Source organism: Streptomyces scopuliridis RB72 (assembly GCF_000718095.1).
GTDB lineage: Bacteria > Actinomycetota > Actinomycetes > Streptomycetales > Streptomycetaceae > Streptomyces > Streptomyces scopuliridis.
Map to the genome: position 1 here is coordinate 35338 of NZ_JOEI01000013.1, position 23431 is coordinate 58768.

Here is a 23431-nt window from a genome sequence, read left to right on the forward strand (position 1 = left end):
TTACTCACGCGAACATCAAGGGGGGTCCATATACAGCCGGTAGGCTGCGCCCATGCATGATCTCGGCGCCGGCTTCGGCTACTTGATGAAAGGCCAGCGCTGGGTCGCGGGCCACGGCCGGTGGTTCGGGTTCGGACTGCTGCCCGGTTTGGTCACTCTGGTCCTGTATGCGGGGGCGCTCGTCGGCCTCGCCTACGGCGCCGACAATCTGACGGCCTGGGCCACCCCCTTCGCGGACGACTGGTCCTCGCCCTGGCTCGGTCTCTTCCGGGGCTCGCTGACCGTGCTGGTCTTCGCCCTCGGGCTGTTCCTCGCGGTGATCACCTTCACCGCCGTGACGCTGCTGGTCGGCCAGCCCTTCTACGAATCGCTCTCGGAGGAGGTCGACCGCGCGGAGGGCGGCGAGGTCCCGCGGTCGGAGTTCCCGCTCTGGCGCGAGCTGTGGATCTCCGCCCGGGACAGTCTGCGGATCCTGGTACGAGTGACGCTGTACGGCGTGCTGCTCTTCGCGCTCGGATTCGTTCCGGTCGTCGGGCAGACGGTCATTCCCGTGCTCGGCTTCTGTGTCTCCGGCTTCTTCCTGGCGGAGGAGCTGACGGCGGTGGCGCTCCAGCGCCGTGGCGTCGCGCTGAAGGAGCGCCTGCGGCTGCTCAGGGGGCGCCGGATGCTCGCCCTCGGCTTCGGCGTCCCGCTCACGCTCGCCTTCCTCGTTCCGCTCGTGGCGGTCTTCCTGATGCCGGGCGCGGTGGCGGGGGCGACCCTGATGGTGCGCGAGCTGACGGCCCCGCCGGAGGACGCGTCGTCGGACGACGATGCCGCGGCCGGCGGACAGGGCGCGCGGAGGCCGGGCGTACCGCTCTCCATGGACAAGTAGCGGCACCTCACCGAAGCGCCGTCCGATCCGGTAGGGCTCCGGACCGGACGGCGCTGTTCGTTCTGCCTCTCAGGTGCCTCAGGAGGCTTCGGCGGCCACCGTGATGATCGTCCGCAGCTGCGCGATGATGTCCAGCCGGTTCTGCACGAACTCCGGGTCCGTCACGGTCCCCGTCGCCGGGTCGGTGTTCCCCGCCCCGAACTGGAGCACCGGCGTGTGCACATGGCCGCCCGGAATATCCAGCCCCAGCCGGTCGCGCAGCAGCGTCGCGCGGTACGCGATCTCATTGGACAGATAGTCCCCGCCGCCCCCGGCGCGGGCCGCCGAACCGGGCGTCGGACCGTCCGGTCGTACCACCGGCGCGGTCCCGCCCGCCGGGATCTCGGTCACCGACGTGTTGTCGTACACCGGGAAGCGGCCGGTGCCGGCCGCCACGATCGAGCGGTACGGCAGGCTGGTCGTCGTCCACTGCGGCTGCGAGGCCGGATCGGTCACCGGCACGAGCCCGGTCTCCGAGACGTTCTCGTTGTCCCCGAACCCGCCCCGCCAGGCGCCGTTGAAGCGCTCGACATCGATCCTGCCGACCCGGCCCTGGCTGACCGTGGTGAAGAGATCGGCCCGCGACAGCGGTCCGCGCAGGGCCTGTTCGACGGTGCCGTCGGCGAAGTCCCCCCAGCGGACGGGGAAGACGGCGGCCTCGATACGGGCGGGCCCGTCGGCGGTCCTGATCACCGTGCCGTCCAGCGCCAGCGCCGTGGCCCCGGACGGATTGCTGATCCGGATGTCGCGGTCCAGGGTGAACGGGTCGAAGCCCGTCAGCACGATCCGCTTGACGCCCTTGGCGGCGCCGCGTGCCGGGAAGTCCATGGAGTCCTGGCCGCGCGAGGAGCGCTCCAGCTTCCCGAGCAGCGCCGTCCGCGCGCTCTCGGAGAGGCCGAACTCCGGCTGCCACTGGCGCAGTTCACGGGTGAGCGCGAGCCGCGCCCAGTACAGCGGCCGGTCGTCGTCCCGGCTCAGATCGCCGCGCGCGGGCCCGCGCCCCTGCGCCCGGTCCACCGCCCGCTGCCACAGCCGCGCGCCACTCCGTACGACGGCCCGCTCGGCCTCGGCGTACGAGTCCGCGCCGCGCAGTGACCGTACGAAGTCCGGCGCCACCGCGTCGAAACCGCTGCGCCGCAGAATCTCCTGGGGCACGGCCCGGTCCAGCCGCTGTTCCTCGACAGTGAACGCGGCGGTGGCGGTGGCGGACCGGGCGGCCGGCTGAGCGGCGAGGGGCTGCGCGGCGGCGAGCGGGGGCGGTGTGGTGAGGGTGAGCGCGGTGGTGGTGAGCAGTACGAGCCCGAGCAGCTCGGGGCGTACGCGTATGCGGCTCATGGGCCTCATGAGTCTCACGGGAGTCCTTCCGTCGGGTGGCGGAAGTATCGCCGCCGGACGGGCGGATGACCATGGGCCCCGGCCTACCAGCGGGACGCTCAGTTTGGACAGCCCCTCGCAGTCGAGCACCAGTGTGCCCACGACGGGATCGGTCACGCGGCGTTCCTGCCCTTGGCATGCTTTTCCGCCGCGCCGCTCAGCAGGGCGTCGGCATGGGCCAGCTCCTCGTTATGTGGTGGGGCCACCCCACCCAGCCAGGATCGCTGTGCGACCATCCGGCGGAGAGACGGAGAGACTTCGACGAGGAGGTACGGCCGTGGCAGACGCATCCGGCACCCGGACCGGTCACGCACGCGAGGCGGCTGTCGAGGCGGCGCTCGGCACGCTGGATCTGGACGCCAAAGCGAGACTGCTGGCCGGTCAGGACATGTGGTCCCTGCCCCCACTCCCGGAGATCGGGCTGGCGTCCCTGGTGATGTCCGACGGTCCGATCGGGGTCCGCGGGGTGCGCTGGACGGCGGACGACCCGTCCATAGCCCTGCCGTCGCCGACCGCGCTCGCCGCCTCCTGGGATCCGGAACTGGCCCGCCGGGCGGGCGGACTGCTCGCGCAGGAGGCCCGCCGCAAGGGCGTGCACGTACTGCTGGCGCCGACCGTGAATCTGCACCGCTCACCGCTCGGGGGCCGCCACTTCGAGGCGTACAGCGAGGACCCGTACCTCACCGGCGAGATCGGCACCGGATATGTGCGGGGCGTCCAGGACGGCGGAGTCGGCACGACGGTCAAGCACTTCGTCGCGAACGACGCCGAGACCGACCGGTTCACCGTCGACAACATCGTCGCCCCGCGCCCACTGCGCGAGCTGTATCTCGCCCCGTTCGAAGCCATCGTCGCCAACGCCCACCCCTGGGGCATCATGGCCGCGTACAACCAGGTCAACGGCTCGACAATGACCGAGCACCACTATCTCCAGAACGAGGTCCTGCGCGGCGAGTGGGGTTTCGACGGCGCTGTCGTCTCCGACTGGCTGGCCGCGCGCTCCACCGTCGGCGCCCTGCTCGGCGGCCTCGATGTCGCGATGCCCGGACCGCGCACGGTCTACGGCGAGGCGCTCGCCGCCGCCGTCCGCGCCGGTGAGGTGACGGAGTCCGCGGTGGACGACGCCGTACGGAGGGTGCTGCTGCTCGCCGCCCGGGTCGGCATCCTCGACGGCGCCCCCGCGGCCGTCACCGGCCTTCCCGCGCCGATCGACGGCGACGCCCTCGCCCGCGAGATCGCGCGCCGCTCCTTCGTCCTCGTACGCAACGAACCCCGCGCGCACGGCGAGGGAGCCGGAGACGAGGCCGCCGGCCACCCCGCCCTTCCGATCGATCCGGCCAGGACCGGCACGGTCGCGCTCAGCGGCGCCCCGGCCCGCGACGCCCGGATCCTCGGCGGCGGCTCCGCGGTGGTCTTCCCCGACCATGTGGTCTCCCCGCTCGACGGCCTCACCGCCGCCCTTCCCGACGGCTCCCTGACCTACTCCATCGGCGCCGACCCCAACGAGGAACTCACCGACGCGGACACCGGCTTCGAGCTGACCGCCGTCTGCCGCGCGGCAGACGGACGGCTCCTCGGGACCTCCACCGTCCCGGGCGGCCGGGTGCAGTGGGCCGGCAGCGACCTGCCCGACGGCGTCACCCACGAGGAACTGCACACCGTCGAGCTGACCGGCACCTTCACCCCGCGCGAGAGCGGCGAGCACACCTTCGGCACGCGCGGTCTCGGCGGCTTCGTCCTCACCGTCGGTGGCGAGATCCTCTTCGACGGTACGGAGGAACTGGGCGCCGCCTCCGACCCGTTCGAGGCGTTCTTCGGCCGCCCGGTGGAGCGCGCCCGCGCCCAACTGGCCGAGGGCGAGCGGGTCACGGTCTCGCTGCTGCACACCGTCCACAAGATCCCGGACGCCCCGATCAAGGCCGTCGCGCTCTCGCTGCTCCACCTCGGCCCGCGGCACGACCCCGACGAACTGATCGCGGAGGCCGTCGAGGCGGCCCGTACCGCGGGCACCGCCGTCGTGGTGGTCGCCACCACCGAACGCGTCGAGTCCGAGGGCTTCGACCGCGTGAACCTCACACTCCCCGGCCGCCAGGACGATCTCGTACGCGCCGTCGCCGCCGTCAACCCGAACACCGTCGTGGTCGTCAACACCGGCTCCCCGGTCGAACTGCCGTGGCGCGAGGACGTGGCGGCGGTACTGCTCAGTTGGTTCCCCGGCCAGGAGGGCGGCGCCGCGCTCGCCGATGTGCTGCTCGGCGCGGCGGAGCCGGGCGGCCGGCTGCCCACCACCTGGCCGGTCGCGCTGGCCGACGTACCGGTCTCGGTGACCACCCCGGCCGACGGCGAACTCCACTACAGCGAGGGCCTGTTCATCGGCTACCGGGCCTGGGAGCGGTCGGGCGTGGCCCCCGCGTACCCGTTCGGCCACGGCCTCGGATACACCGGCTGGGAGTACGAGACGATCGCCGCCACCACGGACGACGCGCGGGTACGGCTGCGCAACACCGGTATCCGCGAGGGCCGCGAGGTCGTCCAGATCTATCTGGCCCCGGTGGACGACACCGTGGAGCGCCCGGCCCGCTGGCTGGCCGGCTTCGCGTCGGTCGAGGCCGGACCGGGCGAGACGGTCGAGGTGCGGATCCCGCTGCGCCGCAGGGCCTTCGAGATCTGGGACGAGGAGTCGGGCTCCTGGTCGTTCGTCCCCGGTACGTACGAGGTCCAGGCGGGCCGGTCCGTCGCCGACCGCCGGCTGACCTCCCTGGTGGACGCGCGGGCGTAGCGATACGCAGGGCCCCGGGGCGGACTGACACCGCCTCGGGGCCGTACCCGTATCGCTTCTACCGGACGCTGAAGCCGAACGTCGTGGCCGAGGTGAACACCTCACCCGGCCGCAGCACCGTGCTCGGGAACGCGGGCCGGTTCGGGGAGTCCGGGAAGTGCTGGGTCTCCAGGGCGATCCCGTCCCCGGGACCGTACGGCTCTCCGTCGAAGTGGTCGCCGGTGTAGAGCTGCATCCCCGGCTCCGTGGTGGTCACGGTCAGCACCCGGCCGGACACCGGGTCGTACAGCTCGGCCGCCGGGCCCGTGCCGTCCAGGACGAAGTTGTGGTCGTAGCCGGAGCCCACCGGGCGCGGCGCGCGGAAGTCGAAGCGGGTGCCCTCGACCGGTGTCAGCTCCCCGGTCGGTACGGCGGTGTCGCCCACCGGCGTGATGTGCCCCGCCGCGATGCGCAGTTCGTGGCCGGTCGCGGGACCGCTGCCCGCGCCGCCCAGATTCCAGTAGGTGTGATTCGTCGGGTTCACATGCGTCGGAGCGTCCGTCACCGCGCGGTAGTCGATCCGCAGGGCTCCGTCCGCGTCCAGCGTGTATGTCGCCGAGATGTCCAGCCGACCGGGGAAGCCCTCCTCGCCGTCGGGGCTGATCCGCGACAGCCGTACCCCGTGGTCCCCGGCCGGCTCCGCGTCCCACACGCGCCGGTCGAAGCCCCGCTCACCGCCGTGCAGACTGTTCGGCCCGTCGTTGGGCGCGAGCCGATAGGTACGGCCGTCGAGCGTGAAGGCCGCGCCCCCGATGCGGTTCGCGTACCGGCCCACCAGCGCCCCGAAGTACGGCCCGCCGGCGCCCAGATAGCCCGGCAGATCCGGGAAGCCGAGCGCCACATTGGCGACGGTGCCGTTCCGGTCGGGTATCTCGACCGACTGCACGATGCCGCCGTACGTCAGCAGACGCAGTCGGGTACCGGCCCGTTCGAGGGTCCAGCGGTGGACGGGCGTACCCTCACCGGTCGCACCGACGCGCTCCGTGTTCATGACAGTCACGATCGAGAACCCTACGCCGGGGAGCGCCGGGCTACGTGGGCGGCTTCACGGCCGTGACATTGCGGTACGCGATCTCCGCCAGCATGCTCTGCCCGTCCTTGCTGGGATGGAACCAGTCCCAGTGGCTCAGCTGCTCGCCGGTGAACCGGAAGTCGAAGACCGCACCGCCGTCGTACCGGCAGCGCAGGTCCTTCGCGCACACGTCCTTCAGCACGTTGTTGTACGACACGACCCGCTCGTACACCATGTTCCGCCGGTCCTGCGCCTGCTTGCTCATGTCCTGCGAGTCCCCGAGCATCGTGGCGCAGATCCCCAGCTTCCAGATCTGCCGGCCCAGCGGATTGCCCCGGCCGGTCGACCAGAGCCGCTTCAGATCCGGCACGCTCGACACATACACCTGCGCCTTGGGCGCACCGGCGCGCAACTGGCGCATCGACGCCTCGAACGACGTGCGGAAGTCGGCGACCGGTGTCATCTGCTCCGCGGTGTCCTGGCAGGCGTCATTGGCGCCCACCATGATCGTGACCAGCTCGGGCTTGTTCTGCGCGGCCTGTGCGAGCTGGCCGGGCAGGTCGGACATCTTGGCGCCGGTCGCGGCGTGGTTCCAGCTGCGCTCCTTCGCCGCCGGAGCGCCGAGCAGCCGCAGGGCCAGGCTGCGTACCTTGCTGTCCGTACCCGTCGACCAGGACACCTCAGGGCAGTCCGCGAGCACCACACACGCGTCGAAGCCACGGGTGATCGAGTCACCGACCGCCGCCACCGAGCCCGGGGCGCGGTTCCACAGGGGCGGGCGCGCGGAGGGGCCGGTGCGCTTTACCTCCGTGTCGGACGAGGATCCGCCGAAGACACCACAGCCCGCCAGCAGGCCGGTCACGGTCAGTACCGCGGCGGTCGCGGCGGCCGTCCCGGCGCGTGAGCGCCGCCCACGGCGCCCCTTCCCGGCCGGGCGGCGATCCCCGCTCCGACCGCCGCTCCCGCTCCGGCTCCGAAGGCTCTTCCGCATCAGGGTCCCTCCCCTTGGCGTCCTCTTTGCATCCTCTTGATCAGTCTGGCGTCTTCAGGCATCCGGTGGCGTCCTGCCGAGTGAAAGCTTCGCGCATATCGGCCCCGGGACCGACCGTACGTCACCGCGGGCACCCCGCCGCACGGTAGTTTTTCCCACGTCGAACCAGAGGCGTCCGTTCTCTTGGCTCCGGTAAATTACATCACGTCACATGCTGTCCCTTTTGCGGAGTTTCACTCCCGATGCTGTTTACTGAGGCCGCTGGGAAAGGCGAACCTCGTCCCACACTGGAGGTCCCGGTGACGACACGTGGAGTTCTGTACATCCACTCCGCACCACGCGCGATGTGCCCGCACATCGAATGGGCGGTGGCCGGAGTGCTCGGTCTGCGGGTCCAGCTCGACTGGATCCGGCAGCCGGCGTCGCCGGGCACCTGGAGAGCCGAGGTCTCCTGGAAGGGCCGGGCGGGCACCGCCTCCAAACTCGCCTCCGCCCTGCGCGGCTGGCAGATGCTCCGCTTCGAGGTCACGGCGGAACCTTGCGCCACCGCCGAGGGCGAGCGCTACAGCGCCACGCCCGATCTGGGCATCTTCCACGCCGTCACCGGAATGCACGGCGACATCCTGGTCCCCGAGGACCGGCTGCGCGCCGCGCTCGCGCGCTCCCAGCAGGGCGAGACCCAGCTGGAGGCGGAGGTCGCCAAGCTGCTCGGCAAGCCGTGGGACGACGAGCTGGAGCCGTTCCGGTACGCGGGCGAGGGCGCCCCCGTCCGCTGGTTGCACCAAGTCGTGTGAGCGGGCGGGGCCCTCCCGTCCTACCGTGGCTCCATGGCTGATCACCTCGCAGTAGCTGTCCTCGGCACCGGCATCATGGGCGCCGCGATGGCCCGTAATCTCTGCCGCGCCGGACATGACGTCCGCGTCTGGAACCGCACCCCCGCCAAGGCCGAAGCGCTGGTCGCCGACGGCGCGCGGGCCTTCGCGACCCCCGCGGAGGCCGTCGCCGACGCGGATGTCGTCCTCACGATGGTGTACGACGGCCCCGCCGCCCTGGAGGCCGTGACGGCCGCCGGCCCGGGTCTGCGGCCCGGCGCCATCTGGCTCCAGACGACGACCGTGGGCATCGAGGCCGTTCCCTCACTCGCCGATCTGGCCCGTCATCACGGGCTGGTCTTCATCGACGCACCCGTGCTCGGTACGAAGGCGCCCGCCGAGAGCGGCGACCTCCTGATCCTGGCCGCGGGCCCCGAGGCGGCGCGCGCCCCGCTCGCGTCCGTACTCGACGCCATCGGCAGCCGTACCGTCTGGCTGGGCGAGGACGGCTCCACCGCCGCCGCCAGCCGGCTGAAGCTCGTCTGCAACAGCTGGGTGATCGCTCTCACCAACGGCGCGGCCGAGGCGCTCGCGCTGGCCAAGGGGCTCGACGTGGACCCGCGGTACTTCCTGGAGGCCATGGCCGGCGGTTCGCTGGACTGCGGCTATCTCCACGCCAAGGCCGCCGCCATCATTGAGGGCGACTACACCCCGAGCTTCTCGGTCGCCACGGCGGGCAAGGACGCCCGGCTGATCGTGGAGGCCGGGACGTCGGCGGGCGTACGGCTGGATGTGGCGGCGGCGTCCGCGGAGCGGTTCCGCCGGGCGGAGGCCCAGGGGCACGGCGACGAGGACATGGCGGCCACGTACTTCGCCAGCTTCGACGGCTGAGGCGCCGCCCGGTCTCCGCCACCGCTCGGTCCGCTTCCTGGCTCAAACTCCGTTCCCTCGATGGGGTGGTCGTCCGGCCGGTCCGGGCGTGTTGTTGTGTCCGGCTGCGACCCTTCGTATACGGCGACTTCGTGCGCGAGGGCCTTCGTGAACAGGGACATGGGCAGGTGACAGGGACAGGGGGAGAAGCAGCGTGACCACACCCGGGACGGTCTGGGGTGCCTTCCTGCCGCTGGGCGGCGCCCTCGTCAACGATCCGGCCGTGGTCGCCCGCTCGGACGGCCGGCTGGTCGTCCTCGCCGAGGGCCGGAACCACACTCTCGTCCTCATCCGGCAGAACAGGGATCTGAGCTGGTCCCCGTGGACGGAGTTACCCGGGGCCCGGATCAGCGGGGTGCCCGCCGCGATCCTGGGCCGTGACCGACTGCTGCGGGTCCTCTGGCGCACGCCGGGCGACGAACTGTTCGCCGGCCGGATCCCGGGCGAGTCCGGCACACGCCCGGTCAGGGTGGCCGACGGCGTCGCGGGCGATCCCGCCGCGGTGCTCAACGCCGACGGGCGGATCTCGGTGTTCTACCGGGGGACGGACCACACGGTCCGGTCGGTCAGCCACACCTCGGTGGCGTACGCCGTCTGGGCTCCCGCCGCCACGATCGGCGGAGCCGCCGAGGGTGTCCCGTGCCCGGTCCTGGCGGCCGACGGGCGGGTGGCGGTGTTCGTACGGGGCGGTGACGGCGAGCTGTGGATCGCGGAGCAGCGGATCCCCGACACCACCAGCGACTGGACCCCCTTCGAGCGGCTCGCCAGGACCCCGGCCCTCTCCGCCCCGAAGGCCGCGCTCGACGCGGACGGCCGTATCCGGGTCTTCTGGCAGGGCCGGGACGGGGCGGGCTGCTTCCTGGGCCGGCAGGGGGACTACGCCGCGTGGAACCCGGAGGGCACGCTCAAGGGCGGCCTGGCGGGCGCGCCATATCCGTTCCGCTCCTCGCTGGACGGCCGTCTCCAGATCTTCGCGGCCGGCCCCGACCACGCGCTGTGGGTCGCCGGCCAGAAGACCGTCAACAGCGACCAGTTCACGGACTTCGCCCCCTTGAACGGCGCGCTCGCGGGCGCCCCGGTCCCCGCGTGTCACTCCGACGGCCGGATCTCCGTCTTCGTCCGCGGCACCGACGGCGTGCTCCGCTACGTGACGCAGAACTGGGCCCCTTAGGTCCTGTCCGGCCCAAACCGGAGACGCCCGGCCGGGAAATCCCGGGCCGGGCGTCAGGGGCAAAGCGTGCCGGGAGGGGCACTAGGTTCGCCGGGAACCGCCGCGCGGTCAGACCGTACGCAGCGCCAGCACCACGTTGTGGCCGCCGAAACCGAACGAGTTGTTGATCGCCGCGATCGTGCCGCTGGGCAGATCGCGGGGGCCGTCGACGACGATGTCCGCGACGACCTCCTCGTCCAGATCATCGACATTGATCGTCGGCGGGGCCTTGCGGTGGTAGAGCGCGAGGACCGTCGCCACGGTCTCGATACCGCCCGCGCCGCCCAGCAGATGGCCCGTCATCGACTTCGTCGCGGAGACCGCGACATGGTCGAGATCGTCGCCGAGCACCCGGCGCAGCGCCTTGATCTCGGCGACATCGCCCTGCGGCGTCGACGTGGCGTGCGCGTTGAGGTGCATGACCTCGGCCGGCTTGAGGTCCGTGTGGTCGAGCAGGTTCTCCATGGCCTTGGCGATACCGCGGCCGGTGGGCTCGGGCTGCGCGATGTGGTGGGCGTCCGAGGACAGGCCCTGGCCCAGCAGCTCGCAGTAGACCCGCGCGCCGCGCTTGGCCGCGTGCTCGGCCGACTCCAGGACGATCACGCCCGCGCCCTCACCGAGGACGAAGCCGTCACGGCCCTTGTCGTACGGGCGCGAGGCCTTGGTGGGCTCGTCGTTGTTCTTGGACATCGCCATCATGTTGGCGAACGCCGCGATGGGCAGGGGGTGGATGGCCGCTTCCGTACCACCGGCGACGACCACGTCGGCGCGGCCGGTACGGATCATCTCCACCGCGTAGCCGACGGCCTCGGCGCCCGACGCGCAGGCGGAGACCGGGGTGTGCACGCCCGCGCGGGCGCCCACCTCCAGGCTGACATTGGCGGAGGGGCTGTTGGGCATCAGCATCGGCACGGTGTGCGGGGAGACGCGGCGTTCGCCCCGCTCCTTGAGCACGTCGTACTGGTCGAGCAGGGTGGTCACGCCGCCGATGCCGGAGGCGATCACGGTACCGAGCCGGTCGGCGTCGACCGAGGGGTCATCCCCGGCCCTGGCGGTGTAACCCGCGTCCGCCCAGGCCTCCCTGGCCGCGATCAGCGCGAACTGCGCCGAGCGGTCCAGTTTGCGGGCGAGCGGGCGGGGCAGGACATCGCCGGGGTCGACCGCGGCGACCGCGGCGATACGGACCGGCAGTTGGGCGAAACGTTCGCCTTCGAGGGGACGTACTCCGGAGCGGCCCGCGAGCAGACCCTCCCAGGTCGTTGCGCTGTCGCCACCCAGTGGTGTGGTTGCGCCGATACCGGTGACGACCACGGTGCGATTGGTCGAGTTCACTGGAATTCTTTCTCCACGTGTAGAGGGTGCTGAATTTTTACGGCGCCACCACTGGGTGGCGGATGCCGCGCGATGGGTCAGCGCGAGAGGTCAGGCGGTCAGACGGCCTGGTGCTTCGCGATGTAGTCGGCGGCGTCGCCAACCGTCTTGAGGTTCTTGACGTCGTCGTCCGGGATCTTCACGTCGAAGCGCTCTTCGGCGGCGACGACGACCTCGACCATGGACAGCGAGTCGACATCCAGATCGTCGGTGAAGGACTTGTCCAGCTGGACGTCCTCGACCGGGATACCGGCGATCTCATTAACGATCTCGGCGAGACCGTCGACGATCTCTTCCTGGGTGGCGGCCATGTTGGCGCTCCTTCGATGTTGAGCAGAGGGATATATCGGAACACGCTCCGGAAAGATCCGGTGTGCCTAGGGGAGGGTAACGACCGTCGCGGCGTAGACAAGACCCGCCCCGAAGCCGATGACGAGCGCGGTGTCGCCACTCTTCGCCTGTCCGGTCGCCAGGAGCCGCTCCATCGCGAGCGGGATCGAGGCGGCCGAGGTGTTGCCGGTGGTCTCCACGTCACGGGCGACCGTGACGCTCTCCGGCAGCTTCAGAGTCTTCACCATCGAGTCGATGATCCGCATATTGGCCTGGTGCGGAATGAAGACGTCCAGGTCGGCGGAGCTGATTCCGGCGGCGTCCAGCGCCTGCTGGGCCACCTTCGCCATCTCGAAGACGGCCCAGCGGAAGACCGCCTGGCCCTCCTGCGTGATGGCCGGGAACTTCTCCACCGTTCCGTCGCGGTAGGCGTCCCACGGCACGGTCTGCTTGATGGTGTCGGACTTGTCGCCCTCGGAGCCCCAGACGGTGGGGCCGATCATCGGCTCCTTGGCGGGTCCGACGACCACGGCGCCCGCGCCGTCGCCGAACAGGAAGGCCGTCGCACGGTCCTCCAGATCGGTCAGGTCCGAGAGCCGTTCGACACCGATGACCAGGACGTACTCCGCCGAGCCCTCGACGACCATGCCCTTGGCCAGGGTCAGTCCGTAGCCGAAGCCGGCGCAGCCCGCGGAGATGTCGAACGCGGCGGGCCTGCCCGCGCCGATCTTGTCCGCGATCTCGGTCGCGACGGCCGGGGTCTGCTTGAAGTGCGAGACGGTGGAGACGATCACACCGTCGATCTGCTCCGGAGTGATCCCGGCGTCCGCGATCGCCTTGCCGGACGCCTCGATGGACATCGCGGCGACCGTCTCCTCCGGGGAGGCCCAGTGGCGGGTCGCGATGCCGGAGCGGGAGCGGATCCACTCGTCGGAGGAGTCGATCGTTTCGAGGATCACCTCGTTGGGCACGACCCGGGTCGGGCGGTAGCCGCCCACGCCCATGATGCGCGCGTACGGGGCGCCCTTGCTGGGCTTGATCTTCGACATGCTCTCTGACTCCTATTCAGCCGTGGAGGAGTGTTCGGCGATCAGCGCCCGGGCCGCGTCGAGGTCATCCGGTTTCTTCAGCGCCAGGGTCTTCACGCCAGGCAGGGCGCGCTTGGCGATACCCGTCAGGGTGCCGCCGGGGCACAGCTCGATCAGCGCGGTCACGCCCCGCTCCTTGAAGGTCTCCATGCACAGGTCCCAGCGGACCGGGTTGGCGACCTGGCCGACCAGGCGGGTCACGATTCCGGAGCCGGTGGCGACGGCCTGTCCGTCGCGGTTCGAGACGTACGGTACGACCGGGTCGGCGACGGAGACGGAACGCGCGGCCGTGTCGAGCTTCTCGACCGCGGGTGCCATGTGGTGCGTGTGGAACGCGCCGGCGACCTTGAGCGCCACCACGCGCCGTACGCCCTCCGGCTTGTCGGCCTCCAGCGCCGCGAGTTGTTCGAGCGTGCCGGCCGCGACGATCTGGCCCGCGCCGTTCACATTGGCGGGGGTCAGACCGAGCTTCTCCAGATGCGCGAGGGTGGTTTCCGGTTCACCGCCGAGCAGCGCCGACATCCCGGTCTCCGTGATGGCGGCGGCCTCGGCCATCGCCATCCCCCGGGCGCGTACGAGCGACAGGGCCACCTCGTCGGGGACCACACCCGCCAGCGCCGTGGCGGCCAGTTCACCGACGCTGTGGCCGGCCGTGACACCGACGTCGCGCGCCACGTCCTCGGTGGTGGGAAAGAGCTGACGGGCGGAGAGCAGGGCGGCGGCGACCAGCAGCGGCTGGGCCACGGCGGTGTCCCTGATCTCGTCCGCGTCGGCCTTCGTGCCGTAGTGGACCAGATCCAAATCGATGGCGGCCGACCATGCCCGCAGCCGGTCTTCGGCGCCGGGCAGGTCGAGCCAGGGAGTCAGGAAGCCGGGCGTCTGAGCGCCTTGGCCGGGAGCGACGAGTACGAGCACCCTCACACTCTCTCTTGCGAAGGGTCTTCACCGCCCGTGGGGAGGGGAACGAAGAACCGCTAGGGGAATTGTTGGAGTACGACAAAAGTCTAGGTCTGCGGATCTCCGTCGGCCAAGCGTCCCAGGATCAGGGCAATCCGCAGCGTGAACGCGGACCTCACATCGGAGGGTGACCATCCGGTGACGTCAGTCACACGTCGCAGCCGGTAGCGCACGGTGTTGGGGTGCACGAACAGCATCCTCGCCGCACCCTCAAGACTGCTCGCCTGCTCCAGATAGACACTCAGAGTCTCCAGCAGCGCGGACCCCGCTTCCTCAAGCGGTCTGTAGATCTCCTCCACCAGCTGGTCACGCGCGGCGGGGTCGGAGGCGATCGCGCGCTCCGGCAGCAGATCGTCCGCGAGCACCGGGCGCGGTGCGTCCTGCCAGGCGAAACAGGCCTTGAGGCCGGCCGCCGCGGCCTGCGCGGACTTCGTGGCGGCCAGCAGATCGGGCACCACAGGGCCGGCCACGACGGGGCCCGCCGCGTAGGGGCCGATCAGCGCCTTGGCGACCTGGAGCGGATTGTCGCTGCCGCCCGCGATCACCACGAGCCGGTCGCCGAGCACGCCGGTGAGGACCTGGAGCTTGGCGTGCCGGGCCGCCCGGCGGATCGCCTCGACGGTCAGTTCGCTGTCCCCGTCCGGGGCGGTGCCGAGCAGGACGCAGACATGCTCGGGGGAGTTCCAGCCGAGGGCCGCCGCCCGGGAGACGGCGCCCTCGTCGGCCTCCCCGGAGAGCACGGCGTTCACGACGAGCGACTCCAGCCGCGCGTCCCACGCGCCGCGTGCCTCGGCGGCCTGCGCGTACACCTGCGCCGTCGCGAAGGCGATCTCCCGCGCGTACACGAGCAGCGCCTCGCGCAGCGCGGACTCGTCGCCCGGGGCCGCGACCTCCTCGATCGCCGTCTCCATGACCTCGATCGTGGTCCGCACCATCTCGACGGTCTGGCGCAGGGTGATCGCCCGCGTCAGCTCGCGCGGGGCCGTGCCGAAGACATCGGTGGAGATGGCCTGCGGGGTTTCGGGGTGGCGGAACCACTCGGTGAACGCGGCGATACCGGCCTGGGCGACCAGCCCGATCCAGGAACGGTTCTCCGGCGGCATCGCGCGGTACCACGGCAGCGTCTCGTCCATGCGGGCGATGGCGTTCGCGGCGAGTCGTCCTGAGGACTGCTCCAGCCGCCGCAGCGTCGCGGGGTGCGGATGGGGTTCGTTCGAGGGTTCAGCCACGGGTCAAGAGTGCCTTATCGCGGCCACTGCCTGCGGGGCCGGGGTCGGCGGGCGTCTCGTGCCATACCCGGCGGAGCGCCTACCGTGAAGCCGTGATTCTCGTACGGTACGCAGCGCAGCGCTATGTCGGCGGCGACCCCTCGGCGGGCATCGAGTCCCTGCACGCCTTCTCCTTCGGGCGCTTCTACGATCCGGACAATCTGCGCTTCGGCGCGGTCCTCGCCTGCAACGAGGAGCGGCTCGCGCCCGGCGCCGGGTTCGACGAACACCCGCACAGTCATACGGAGATCGTCACCTGGGTCGTCGAGGGCGAGCTGACGCACCGCGACTCGGCCGGGCACGCCACCGTCGTGCGGCCGGGGGACGTCCAGCGGCTCAGCTCGGCCGGCGGGGTGCGGCATGTGGAGCGCAATGACGGCGACGGGCCGCTGGTCTTCGTACAGATGTGGCTCGCGCCGCTGGAGCCGGGCGGCGAGCCCGCGTACGAGGTCGTACGGGGCATCGCCGACTCCACGCCGTACGCCCTGCCGCGGGCCGGGGCCATGCTGCACGTACGGCGGCTGCGGGACGGCGAGCGCTCGGCGGTGCCGGACGCGCGCCATGTGTATGTGCATGTGGTGCGTGGTGCGGTACGGATCGACGGCGCGGGCGGGGCGGGGCCCGCGCTGGGGCCCGGTGACTCGGCGCGGATCACGGAGGCGGAAGGGCTCGAACTGACCGCGGGCCCGGCGGCGGAGGTACTGCTCTGGGAGATGTCGGGCTGAGCGTTCAGGACGAGAGTTCAGGCCGACAGCTCCGCGAGGACCGCGTCGGTGAACGGCGGCCAGGCCGCGACCGCCCACGGCCCGAAGTCCCGGTCGGCCAGCGCCACACAGGCCGCCCCCGCGTCCGGGTCGACCCACAGGAACGTACCGGACTGCCCGAAGTGCCCGAAGGTACGCGGCGAGGACGAGGCGCCCGTCCAGTGCGGGGACTTGGCATCCCGGATCTCCAGGCCGAGACCCCAGTCGTTGTTCTTCTGGAAGCCGTAGCCGGGCAGTACGCCGGACAGCCCGGGATGGACGACGGTCATCGCCTCCAGGACGGTGCGCGCGTCCAGCAGCCGGGGCGCCTGGAGTTCGGCGGCGAACCGCGCCAGATCGTCGACGGTCGAGACCCCGTCCCTGGCCGGCGACCCGTCCTCGGGCAGCGAGGTCGCGGCCATGCCGAGCGGTTCGAACACCGCCTCGCGGAGATAGTCGGGGAACGCGATCCCGGTGGCCTTGGCGATATGGTCGCCGAGCACCTCGAAGCCCGCGTTGGAGTAGAGCCGGCGGGTGCCCGGAGCGTTGGCCACGCGGTGCTCGTCGAAGGCCAGACCGCTGGTGTGCGCGAGCAGATGCCGAACGGTCGCCCCCTCGGGGCCCGCCGGCTCGTCCAGCTCGACCGCCCCCTCCTCGTACGCCACCAGCGCCGCGTACGCGGCCAGCGGCTTGGTCACGGAGGCGAGCGGAAACCGCCGCGTCGTGGGGCCGTACGACCCGACGACGGTGCCGTCCGCGCGTACGACGGCGGCCGCGGCGTTCGTCACCGGCCAGTTCTCGATCATCGCCAGGCTCTGCATGGCTACGAGGTTAGCGAGAGCGTCAGCCGCATCGAGGGGTCGGGGGTCCGGACGAAGCCCAGGGAGGCGTACAGCGGTTCGCCCTCGCGGGACGCGTGGAGATCGATCTTCCGGACGCCGCGGGTCCGGTACCAGTCGAGGAGCGCCTCCACGCAGGCGCGCGAGTAGCCGCGGCGGCGCAGGTCCGGGTCGGTGGCCACATTGAAGACATGACCACTGGTACCCGTGGGGTTCCCGGGGCCGCCGAGCCGGTACTCGATCGTGCCGACCGCGCACGCGGCCAGGGCACCGGGCCGGCCGGGACGGTCCACGACGCAGGCCATGAGATCGCCGCCGGGGCCCGCGAGCCTCTCGCGCAGGGTCCGCGCCGCGCCGGGCTGCCAGCCGATGTCCGGATCCGGCCCCCGGTACGAGTCGAGCATCACCTTCCGGAGGCGGACCAGTTCGGCGGCGTCCGCGGGGACCGCGGGGCGTGCGAGGCTCATGGGGCAGGAGACTAATCGGCCGCGGCGGGAAACTCGCCGACTTTTCCGCTTGCTTGGAGTGCGCTCCAAGGATCTAGCGTTGAGGACATGACGCTGACGGAGAGCACCCCCGTACGGACGGCCCGCGTGGACGACTGCGCATCGGCGCCGCGCGCGCATCCGCGGCCCGACGGTGCGGCGCGCTACACGATCAGCGAGGTCGCCGCCTTCACCGGACTCTCGGCGCACACCCTGCGCTGGTACGAGCGGATCGGCCTCATGCCGCATGTGGACCGGTCGCACACCGGCCAGCGCCGCTTCAGCAACAAGGACCTGGACTGGCTCGCCTTCGTGGGGAAGCTGCGGCTCACCGGCATGCCCGTGGCGGACATGGTCCGGTACGCCGAGCTGATCAGGGTGGGCGAGGAGACGTTCGAGGAGCGGCAGGAGCTGCTGGAGCGGACACGCCGTGATGTCCATCGGCGAATCGCGGAGCTGCAGGACACTGTCGCCGTACTCGACCACAAGATCAGCTTTTACGCGGGCGCCCGCAAGGCGTCGGAGAGGGTCTGAACCCCGATGAGTGACAGCAGGATCGAGAAGGTGCGGCTCGGGACCGGCGGACCGGAGGTCGGTGTCCAGGGGCTCGGCTGCATGGGAATGAGCCAGTCCTACGGACCGACGGACACCGACGAGGCGCGGGCCACGCTGGAACGCGCCCTGGAGCTGGGCGTGACGCTGTACGACACGGCGGACGTCTACGGAGCCGGGGAGAACGAGAAGTTCATCGCGCCGTTCGTCCGGGCGCACCGTGACGAGATCGTCCTCGCCACCAAGTTCGCCCTGGGCGTCGACCCCGCCGACCCCACCAAGCGGACGATCCGCAATGACGCGCCCTATATCCGCCAGTGTGTCGAGGGAAGCCTGAAGCGCCTCGGCGTCGACCACATCGACCTCTACTACATGCACCGGCGCGATGTGAACGTCCCCATCGAGGAGACGGTCGGCACGATGGCCGAGCTGGTGCGCGAGGGCAAGGTCACCCACCTCGGGCTCAGCGAGGTCACCGGCCGTGAGCTGCGGGCCGCGCAGGCCGTGCATCCGATCGCCGCCCTCCAGTCGGAGTGGTCGCTGTTCAGCCGCGACATCGAGGCGAGCGCCGTCCCGGCCGCCGCCGAGCTGGGCGTCGCGGTCGTGCCGTACTCCCCGCTCGGCCGGGGCTTTCTGACCGGCGCGTTCGTCCACGCCGACCAGGAGCTGGGCGCCGACGACTTCCGCCGCCAGCAGCCCCGCTTCACCGGTGACAACGCCGCCGCGAACGCCGCGCTGCTCGATCCGGTGCGCAAGATCGCCGAGGGCAGGAACGCCACCCTGGGGCAGGTCGCGCTGGCCTGGGTGCAGCAGCAGGCCGCCGTGCACGGGCTGGCCGTCGTACCGATCCCGGGGACCCGCAAGCGCGGCCGGATCGAGGAGAACACCGCCGCGACGCGGCTCATCCTCACCGAGAGCGAGCTGCGGCTGCTGGAGCCGATCGCGGGCCAGGTGGCCGGCGGCCGGTACACCGATATGACGTTCACCTCGGCCGGCCGCGAGTAGCCGAGCGGTACGACGCCCCACCCGGGGCCCGCTCACGCCAGCCCCAGCGCGAAGACCGCGAAGCCCGCCGCCAGCAGCCCCGCTGCCGCGCGGCGGGCCTTCGACGCGCGCGTCCCGGTCTGCCACGGGGCGTCGAAGCGGCGCGCGTACCGCCCGATGAGGACGAGCAGCGTCGCGAAGAGCGGCATCCAGGTCAGCCGCGCCACGATCCAGCCGAGGGAGTCGGGCGAGGTCGTCAGACCGGCCACCGGCCCGAGGAAGGACGCGGGCACGGCGGTGGCGAGCATCGCCGTCTGGTGCCAGCACAGGATCGTCATCGCGCACAGGTTGATGACGACGACCGGCGCCCACAGCGCGGGCCTGCTCAGCAGCCGCCCGATCCGGTCGCGCAGCAGGATCGCCGCACCGCTCTGCGCGGCGGCGAGGGCGAGTACCAGCAGGGACGGCGGATGCGAGTTGGTGCGGGTCTCGCCGGGCACGCCGACCATCGACGCCGGGTAGTGGAAGACGACCAGCAGCGCGGCGAAGAGCAGCGTGCCGCCGATGAGCAGCACACGCGCCCCGCGCCGGCCGATCCGGCCCTCGCCCCAGGAGACACCGAGCTGATACGCGAAGAGCCAGCCGGGCAGGATGTTCACCATGCTCAGCCAGGACGGCATGGTGTCGGCATACGGTCCGTAGCGCAGGAAGTCGACGACGGCGACCGACGCCAGCAGGGGAGCGGCGGCCCAGCCGCCCAGCTTGTGTGCGGCGCGCACACAGTACGGGGTCAGCGCGGTGACCACCGTATAGACCCCGACGAACCACAGGGGCTGGATCACCAGCGTCGATCCGGTGCGCAGCGTGGTTCCGGGCACGCCGAGCGCGTACAGCAGCGGCATCGCCGCCGCCCAGACGGCCGTCACCCCGAGGACGGGCCTGCCGAGCCGCACGACGCGCTGCCGGAGCCAGGCGGCGGTGGTGGACTTCCTCCGGCGGTACGAGAGCACGGAGGCGTATCCGCCGACCAGGAAGAAGATGCCCAGCATCTGGAGCACCCAGCTCACCGGCGCGAAGCCGCCGAAGGTGGCGAGCGGGCTGGCGTTGTGCAGCGCGCCGCCGTCGTCCAGGGTGAAGCCGCCGAGCAGCCAGTGCCCGGTGGGTACGGCGAGCAGCGCGAGGGCGCGCAGCCCGTCGATCGCGCGGTCGCGGTGGGCGGGGGTCCGTGCCTCGATCTTCTCGATCGTGGTGGCGAGTGTCGTCATCGGACCTCTCCCCGCGTGACCTGATCCTGCGTGATGTGGCGCTGCGTGACCCGGCCCTGGGCGATGGCGGCGAAGGCGCGGAGCGAGTCCGTGCCGGGGGCGAAGTAGCCGGTGTGGCCCTCGGCCCGGTCGGCGGGCACCCGGCGGGCGCCGAAGGACGGGGCGGTCGGGTCCTGGCCATGGCCCAGGCCCGCGAACTCGACGTGGGGGACCTTGGAGATCCAGTCGGAGGGATCCTTGGCGGCCCAGACCCGTGCGTCGGTATGGAGGTCCGCAACATGCCCGGCCCGCATTCCAGGGGCGCCGAGCACCACGATGTCGCTGGCGTTCACCTCGGAGGCGGCGAGCCCGCACACCACCGCGCCATAGCTGTGGCAGAACAGCGCGGGTTTGCCGACCCCGGCCGCCGTGAGCCCCTGGGTGAACCGGTCCAGCCGGCCGGCCCCCGCCTCGGCGAGATCACCCGAGGCCACGTCAAGACCGAACCCGACAGGGGTGGTGTAACCGGCCCACGCGATCACGGCGGTACGGCCGCCCGTCGCGGCCCGCAGCGATCCGGCCATGCCGGCGGGGGTGCCGTACGGATCGTTCGTACGGTCGAAGGTCGCCGCGTCGATGTCCGAACCTGGTACGACGACGGACACATGGCGGGCGGTCGCCAGATCCCCGTACACCTCGGCGACCTGGCCCCGGCCGCGCGGGTCGAAGGCGAGGATCTGCCGACCGGGCTCCGCCAGCCGCTCGTACCGGGGGTCGTGCTCGGCCCGTACCGCACGGGAGTTGGCCTCGTACCGCAGCGGGACCGGCGCCCCGTCGAGATTGCCGACGACCAGTGGATGGCGGCGGACGAGCCGCTCACTCTGACTAGGTGTCAGTGTCGCGAAGAATTGGGCCACTTGACCGGGCGTGGCGGTCGCCGGGTCGGGCAGTGCCCGGCCGAGCGAGTCGTCCGCGCGCCAGGCGGCGCTTCCCACGGGCGGTCCCGTGACGGCCCGTTGACTGCTGCCGGAGGCCCAGCCCGCTGTTCCCCCGACCATGGTCGTCGCCAGTGCGGCGGCGACCAAAGTCCTCCTGTAGCGGCGCATCCCGTCTCCTTCTTCCCGCTCGGTCCATGTGATGGCGAGGAGGAAGGTAGGAAGAGGGTGTGTGGCCGGACATCACACCGGGGAGCCAACCGCGGTGTCATACCGGGGTAGTGGGGGTGCCGGTCCGTGCCGGCGCGCGGCGGTGCTGTACGAGAAGCCCGGGGGAGTCGGGCATCAGGCGGGCGCGTCGCCCGGGGTGACCAGACCCGACTCGTACGCGAAGATCACCGCCTGCGCGCGGTCGCGCAGGGAGAGCTTGGACAGGACGCGGCCGATATGGGTCTTCACCGTCTGCTCGGCGACCACGAGATGCTCGGCGATCTCCTGGTTGGACAGCCCCCGGGCGATCAGTTCGAGCACCTCGGTCTCCCGGGGCGTGAGGCCGCTCAGCCGCAGCGAGGGGTCCTTGCGGCCACGGGCGGGGCGCTGCTGGGCGAAGTCCGCGATCAGCCGCCGGGTCACGGACGGTGCGAGCAGCGCCTCACCGGCCGCGACGATCCGTACCGCCGCGATGAGATCGGCCGGCGGCGCGTCCTTGAGCAGGAAGCCCGAGGCCCCGGCGCGCAGCGCCTCGTAGACATAGTCGTCGACGTCGAAGGTGGTCAGCATCAGCACCTTCGGCAGACGCGCCACTCCCACCGACGGGTTCAACAGCTCGCGGGCGGCGGCGAGTCCGTCCATCTCCGGCATCCGGACGTCCATCAGGACCACATCCGGGTGGACGGAGCGGCTCACCTCGATGCCCCGGCGGCCGTCGGGCGCCTCACCCACCACATCGATATCGGCCTGCGCCGACAGCAGAGCGGCGAACCCCGCGCGCACCATGGCCTGGTCGTCGACGATGATCACGCGGATGGTCAAGGAGCGTCCTTCTGGGCCGGACCGGCCGGGCCGGTGACATCGGTGGAATCTGTGGTGCCGGTGGAGTCCGTGGAGCCGAGAGAGGCAGAGGGGGCGGATGCGGCCGGCGGGGCGTTCGCGTCGGTCAGCGGGAGCCTCGCGGCGACCCGGAAGCCACCGTCCGGCAGCGGTCCGGTGTCGAGCGTGCCGCCGGTCAACCGTACGCGCTCACGCATACCGACCAGGCCGTGGCCCGTTCCGCCGGTCTCCAGCGGTGAAGTGCGCTCGGCGCCCGGACCGTTGACGATCAGGACGGTCAGCCAGTCGCCGTCGGAGACCACCGAGACCCGGGTCGGCGCGCCGGACGCGTGCCGCACCACATTGGCCAGCGCCTCCTGCACGATCCGGTACGCGGACAGATCCACGGCCGGTGGGACGGGCCCCAGCTCGGCGGGGAGCGACACCTCGGCCGGTACCCCCGCCCGTACGGTCGCCTCCACCAGCTGCTGCACCCGGTCCAGCCCCGGTTGCGGGGTGCGCTCGCTGTCCGTACCGTCGCTGCGGAGCACCGTGAGCAGCCGCCGCATCTCCGTCAGGGACTCCCGCGCGCTCGCCGCGATGGTGGAGAACTCCTCGCGCGCGGAGTCCGGCAGGCCGTCGATGCGGTACGGCGCCGAGTCCGCCTGGACCGTGATCACCGACATGTGGTGCGCCACCACATCGTGCAGCTCACGGGCGATACGGGCGCGCTCCTCCAGCAGCGTGCGCCGGGAGCGCTCGGCCTCGCTGATGGTCTCCTGCTCCACGAGTCTGCGCTGGGCGTCGCCCCGTTCGCGCAGGGCCGCCGTCACGACGAGGAAGACGCCGCTGAGGACGAACAGCAGCAGATGGGTGCCGTCGCTGCGGTTCTGCGAGATCAGCTCGAAGAAGAACCCGGCGGCGCCGGTCGCCAGCCAGACCGCGAGGAGGGTACGACGCGATTCGCGCAGCCCCAGACAGATCATCAGCGCCAGATAGCCGACGATCACCATGGGGGTCCATGGCCAGGGGCGGCCCGCGAGACCGTCCGCGCTCTGGAGCAGGATCCCGCCCACGACATCGGCGGTGAAGATGATCCACCAGGCCTGGAGCGGCCGGCTCACGGCGAGCAGCAGAGGCGCGGTCTGCGCGGTGGCCAGCGCCCCGGACCAGCCGCCGCCCAGTTCGTAGTCCTGGATGAGGACCGTGGTGGTGGTCGGCAGCAGGGTCACGGCGAAGCCGAAGAGCACCACATACGGCGCGAACCGCTGCCATCGCTTGGGCGCCCGCGCGAACAGCGGCTCGGTGGACTGCGACGGCGTACGCAGCGCGCCGAGGAGCGCGCGCGCCCCGTCGCGCCACAGGGCGGGGCGCGATGGCAAGGGCGGCGACGACGGCCGGGGCGGGGCGGCCGGCCGGGGCGGCGACGGCGGCGGTGGTGGGGTACTCATGACCTGCTCAGCCTAGGCAGCACCGCACGGTCCGGCGTCATACCGAGGAGTCGGTCCGAAGGTCATACCGCAGTATGACGTCCCGGCCCGGGAAC

The 23431-nt window shown here is 71.6% G+C and carries 22 protein-coding genes; 8 read left to right on the forward strand and 14 right to left on the reverse strand.

Translation table 11 applies throughout. The annotated features are described in order from the left end of the window. Nucleotides 1-52 precede the first annotated feature (52 nt). Nucleotides 53-874 carry an EI24 domain-containing protein gene (locus IF11_RS0117595; protein WP_051746018.1) on the forward strand — a complete coding sequence of 274 codons (822 nt, stop codon included), beginning with the start codon at nucleotides 53-55 and terminating at the stop codon, nucleotides 872-874. A gap of 78 nt (nucleotides 875-952) precedes the next feature. Here IF11_RS0117595 and IF11_RS0117600 read toward each other — a convergent pair whose 3' ends face one another. After that, nucleotides 953-2248 (reverse strand): pyroglutamyl-peptidase I, encoded by a 1296-nt coding sequence (locus IF11_RS0117600; protein WP_030352561.1) that lies wholly within the window; start codon nucleotides 2246-2248, stop codon nucleotides 953-955. Between the two features lie 316 nt (nucleotides 2249-2564). On the opposite strand from IF11_RS0117600, the gene IF11_RS0117605 reads away from it, so the two are divergent. Beyond that, entirely contained in the window at nucleotides 2565-5066 is a 2502-nt protein-coding gene (locus IF11_RS0117605) for a glycoside hydrolase family 3 protein (protein ID WP_030352562.1), read from the forward strand. A 58-nt stretch (nucleotides 5067-5124) separates the two neighbouring features. Here the strand turns inward: IF11_RS0117605 and IF11_RS0117610 are convergent, their stop codons facing one another. Continuing rightward, nucleotides 5125-6096, reverse strand: coding sequence for an aldose epimerase family protein (locus IF11_RS0117610; RefSeq protein ID WP_030352563.1), 972 nt, complete (start codon nucleotides 6094-6096; stop codon nucleotides 5125-5127). A 40-nt stretch (nucleotides 6097-6136) separates the two neighbouring features. After that, nucleotides 6137-7108, reverse strand: a complete 972-nt coding sequence (locus IF11_RS0117615) for an SGNH/GDSL hydrolase family protein (RefSeq protein ID WP_078490743.1) — start codon at nucleotides 7106-7108, stop codon at nucleotides 6137-6139. 299 nt (nucleotides 7109-7407) lie between these two features. On the opposite strand from IF11_RS0117615, the gene IF11_RS0117620 reads away from it, so the two are divergent. The 3 genes from IF11_RS0117620 (at nucleotide 7408) to IF11_RS0117630 (ending at nucleotide 10021) form a co-directional block, all read left to right on the forward strand. Next, complete coding sequence (locus tag IF11_RS0117620) at nucleotides 7408-7902, forward strand: DUF3145 domain-containing protein (protein WP_030352565.1); 495 nt, start codon at nucleotides 7408-7410, stop codon at nucleotides 7900-7902. A gap of 33 nt (nucleotides 7903-7935) precedes the next feature. Further along, entirely contained in the window at nucleotides 7936-8811 is an 876-nt protein-coding gene (locus IF11_RS0117625; protein WP_030352566.1) for an NAD(P)-dependent oxidoreductase, read from the forward strand. 193 nt (nucleotides 8812-9004) lie between these two features. Continuing rightward, on the forward strand, nucleotides 9005-10021 hold the full coding sequence (locus IF11_RS0117630) for a DUF8189 domain-containing protein (protein ID WP_030352567.1): 1017 nt from the start codon (nucleotides 9005-9007) through the stop codon (nucleotides 10019-10021). A gap of 108 nt (nucleotides 10022-10129) precedes the next feature. Here IF11_RS0117630 and fabF read toward each other — a convergent pair whose 3' ends face one another. The 5 genes from fabF to IF11_RS0117655 all read right to left on the reverse strand — a co-directional run bounded on the left by fabF (nucleotide 10130) and on the right by IF11_RS0117655 (nucleotide 15035). Further along, nucleotides 10130-11392, reverse strand: coding sequence for a beta-ketoacyl-ACP synthase II (gene fabF, locus IF11_RS0117635; RefSeq protein ID WP_030352568.1), 1263 nt, complete (start codon nucleotides 11390-11392; stop codon nucleotides 10130-10132). Nucleotides 11393-11490: 98 nt separating this feature from the next. Beyond that, on the reverse strand, nucleotides 11491-11742 hold the full coding sequence (locus IF11_RS0117640) for an acyl carrier protein (RefSeq protein WP_030352569.1): 252 nt from the start codon (nucleotides 11740-11742) through the stop codon (nucleotides 11491-11493). A 66-nt stretch (nucleotides 11743-11808) separates the two neighbouring features. Continuing rightward, entirely contained in the window at nucleotides 11809-12810 is a 1002-nt protein-coding gene (locus IF11_RS0117645; RefSeq protein WP_030352570.1) for a ketoacyl-ACP synthase III, read from the reverse strand. Nucleotides 12811-12822: 12 nt separating this feature from the next. Next, complete coding sequence (locus IF11_RS0117650) at nucleotides 12823-13764, reverse strand: ACP S-malonyltransferase (protein ID WP_030352571.1); 942 nt, start codon at nucleotides 13762-13764, stop codon at nucleotides 12823-12825. Nucleotides 13765-13853: 89 nt separating this feature from the next. Then, nucleotides 13854-15035, reverse strand: a complete 1182-nt coding sequence (locus tag IF11_RS0117655) for a PucR family transcriptional regulator (protein ID WP_030352572.1) — start codon at nucleotides 15033-15035, stop codon at nucleotides 13854-13856. 92 nt (nucleotides 15036-15127) lie between these two features. On the opposite strand from IF11_RS0117655, the gene IF11_RS0117660 reads away from it, so the two are divergent. Then, nucleotides 15128-15799 carry a pirin family protein gene (locus tag IF11_RS0117660; RefSeq protein WP_420894605.1) on the forward strand — a complete coding sequence of 224 codons (672 nt, stop codon included), beginning with the start codon at nucleotides 15128-15130 and terminating at the stop codon, nucleotides 15797-15799. A gap of 17 nt (nucleotides 15800-15816) precedes the next feature. On the opposite strand, the gene IF11_RS0117665 is transcribed toward IF11_RS0117660, so the two are convergent. Both IF11_RS0117665 and IF11_RS0117670 read right to left on the reverse strand, forming a co-directional pair. Next, nucleotides 15817-16638, reverse strand: a complete 822-nt coding sequence (locus IF11_RS0117665; protein WP_030352574.1) for a serine hydrolase domain-containing protein — start codon at nucleotides 16636-16638, stop codon at nucleotides 15817-15819. A gap of 2 nt (nucleotides 16639-16640) precedes the next feature. After that, nucleotides 16641-17123 (reverse strand): GNAT family N-acetyltransferase, encoded by a 483-nt coding sequence (locus IF11_RS0117670; RefSeq protein WP_030352575.1) that lies wholly within the window; start codon nucleotides 17121-17123, stop codon nucleotides 16641-16643. 87 nt (nucleotides 17124-17210) lie between these two features. Between IF11_RS0117670 and IF11_RS0117675 the strand changes: the two genes are divergently transcribed. Both IF11_RS0117675 and IF11_RS0117680 read left to right on the forward strand, forming a co-directional pair. Continuing rightward, a complete protein-coding gene (locus tag IF11_RS0117675) occupies nucleotides 17211-17675 on the forward strand; it encodes a MerR family transcriptional regulator (RefSeq protein ID WP_030352576.1) in 465 nt (154 codons plus the stop codon). 6 nt (nucleotides 17676-17681) lie between these two features. Continuing rightward, complete coding sequence (locus tag IF11_RS0117680; RefSeq protein ID WP_030352577.1) at nucleotides 17682-18698, forward strand: aldo/keto reductase; 1017 nt, start codon at nucleotides 17682-17684, stop codon at nucleotides 18696-18698. A gap of 32 nt (nucleotides 18699-18730) precedes the next feature. Here IF11_RS0117680 and IF11_RS0117685 read toward each other — a convergent pair whose 3' ends face one another. The 4 genes from IF11_RS0117685 to IF11_RS0117700 form a co-directional block, all read right to left on the reverse strand. Continuing rightward, nucleotides 18731-19942 carry an acyltransferase family protein gene (locus IF11_RS0117685; RefSeq protein ID WP_030352578.1) on the reverse strand — a complete coding sequence of 404 codons (1212 nt, stop codon included), beginning with the start codon at nucleotides 19940-19942 and terminating at the stop codon, nucleotides 18731-18733. After that, nucleotides 19939-21027 (reverse strand): alpha/beta hydrolase, encoded by a 1089-nt coding sequence (locus tag IF11_RS0117690; protein ID WP_051746019.1) that lies wholly within the window; start codon nucleotides 21025-21027, stop codon nucleotides 19939-19941. The genes IF11_RS0117685 and IF11_RS0117690 overlap by 4 nt, the downstream gene beginning before the upstream one ends. Before the next feature lie 174 nt (nucleotides 21028-21201). Continuing rightward, a complete protein-coding gene (locus IF11_RS0117695; protein WP_030352580.1) occupies nucleotides 21202-21888 on the reverse strand; it encodes a response regulator in 687 nt (228 codons plus the stop codon). Further along, nucleotides 21885-23336 carry a sensor histidine kinase gene (locus IF11_RS0117700; protein ID WP_078490744.1) on the reverse strand — a complete coding sequence of 484 codons (1452 nt, stop codon included), beginning with the start codon at nucleotides 23334-23336 and terminating at the stop codon, nucleotides 21885-21887. The genes IF11_RS0117695 and IF11_RS0117700 overlap by 4 nt, the downstream gene beginning before the upstream one ends. Nucleotides 23337-23431: the final 95 nt, after the last annotated feature.

Excerpts from the sequence above, each read along its gene's own strand:
- IF11_RS0117595 (WP_051746018.1), top strand. The coding sequence starts at position 53 with ATGCATGATCTCGGCGCCGGCTTCGGCTACTTGATGAAAGGCCAGCGC.
- IF11_RS0117600 (WP_030352561.1), bottom strand. The coding sequence starts at position 2,248 with ATGAGCCGCATACGCGTACGCCCCGAGCTGCTCGGGCTCGTACTGCTC.
- IF11_RS0117610 (WP_030352563.1), bottom strand. The coding sequence starts at position 6,096 with ATGAACACGGAGCGCGTCGGTGCGACCGGTGAGGGTACGCCCGTCCAC.
- IF11_RS0117615 (WP_078490743.1), bottom strand. The coding sequence starts at position 7,108 with ATGCGGAAGAGCCTTCGGAGCCGGAGCGGGAGCGGCGGTCGGAGCGGG.
- IF11_RS0117625 (WP_030352566.1), top strand. The coding sequence starts at position 7,936 with ATGGCTGATCACCTCGCAGTAGCTGTCCTCGGCACCGGCATCATGGGC.
- IF11_RS0117640 (WP_030352569.1), bottom strand. The coding sequence starts at position 11,742 with ATGGCCGCCACCCAGGAAGAGATCGTCGACGGTCTCGCCGAGATCGTT.
- IF11_RS0117645 (WP_030352570.1), bottom strand. The coding sequence starts at position 12,810 with ATGTCGAAGATCAAGCCCAGCAAGGGCGCCCCGTACGCGCGCATCATG.
- IF11_RS0117665 (WP_030352574.1), bottom strand. The coding sequence starts at position 16,638 with ATGCAGAGCCTGGCGATGATCGAGAACTGGCCGGTGACGAACGCCGCG.
- IF11_RS0117670 (WP_030352575.1), bottom strand. The coding sequence starts at position 17,123 with ATGAGCCTCGCACGCCCCGCGGTCCCCGCGGACGCCGCCGAACTGGTC.
- IF11_RS0117675 (WP_030352576.1), top strand. The coding sequence starts at position 17,211 with ATGACGCTGACGGAGAGCACCCCCGTACGGACGGCCCGCGTGGACGAC.
- IF11_RS0117680 (WP_030352577.1), top strand. The coding sequence starts at position 17,682 with ATGAGTGACAGCAGGATCGAGAAGGTGCGGCTCGGGACCGGCGGACCG.
- IF11_RS0117685 (WP_030352578.1), bottom strand. The coding sequence starts at position 19,942 with ATGACGACACTCGCCACCACGATCGAGAAGATCGAGGCACGGACCCCC.
- IF11_RS0117690 (WP_051746019.1), bottom strand. The coding sequence starts at position 21,027 with ATGCGCCGCTACAGGAGGACTTTGGTCGCCGCCGCACTGGCGACGACC.
- IF11_RS0117700 (WP_078490744.1), bottom strand. The coding sequence starts at position 23,336 with ATGAGTACCCCACCACCGCCGCCGTCGCCGCCCCGGCCGGCCGCCCCG.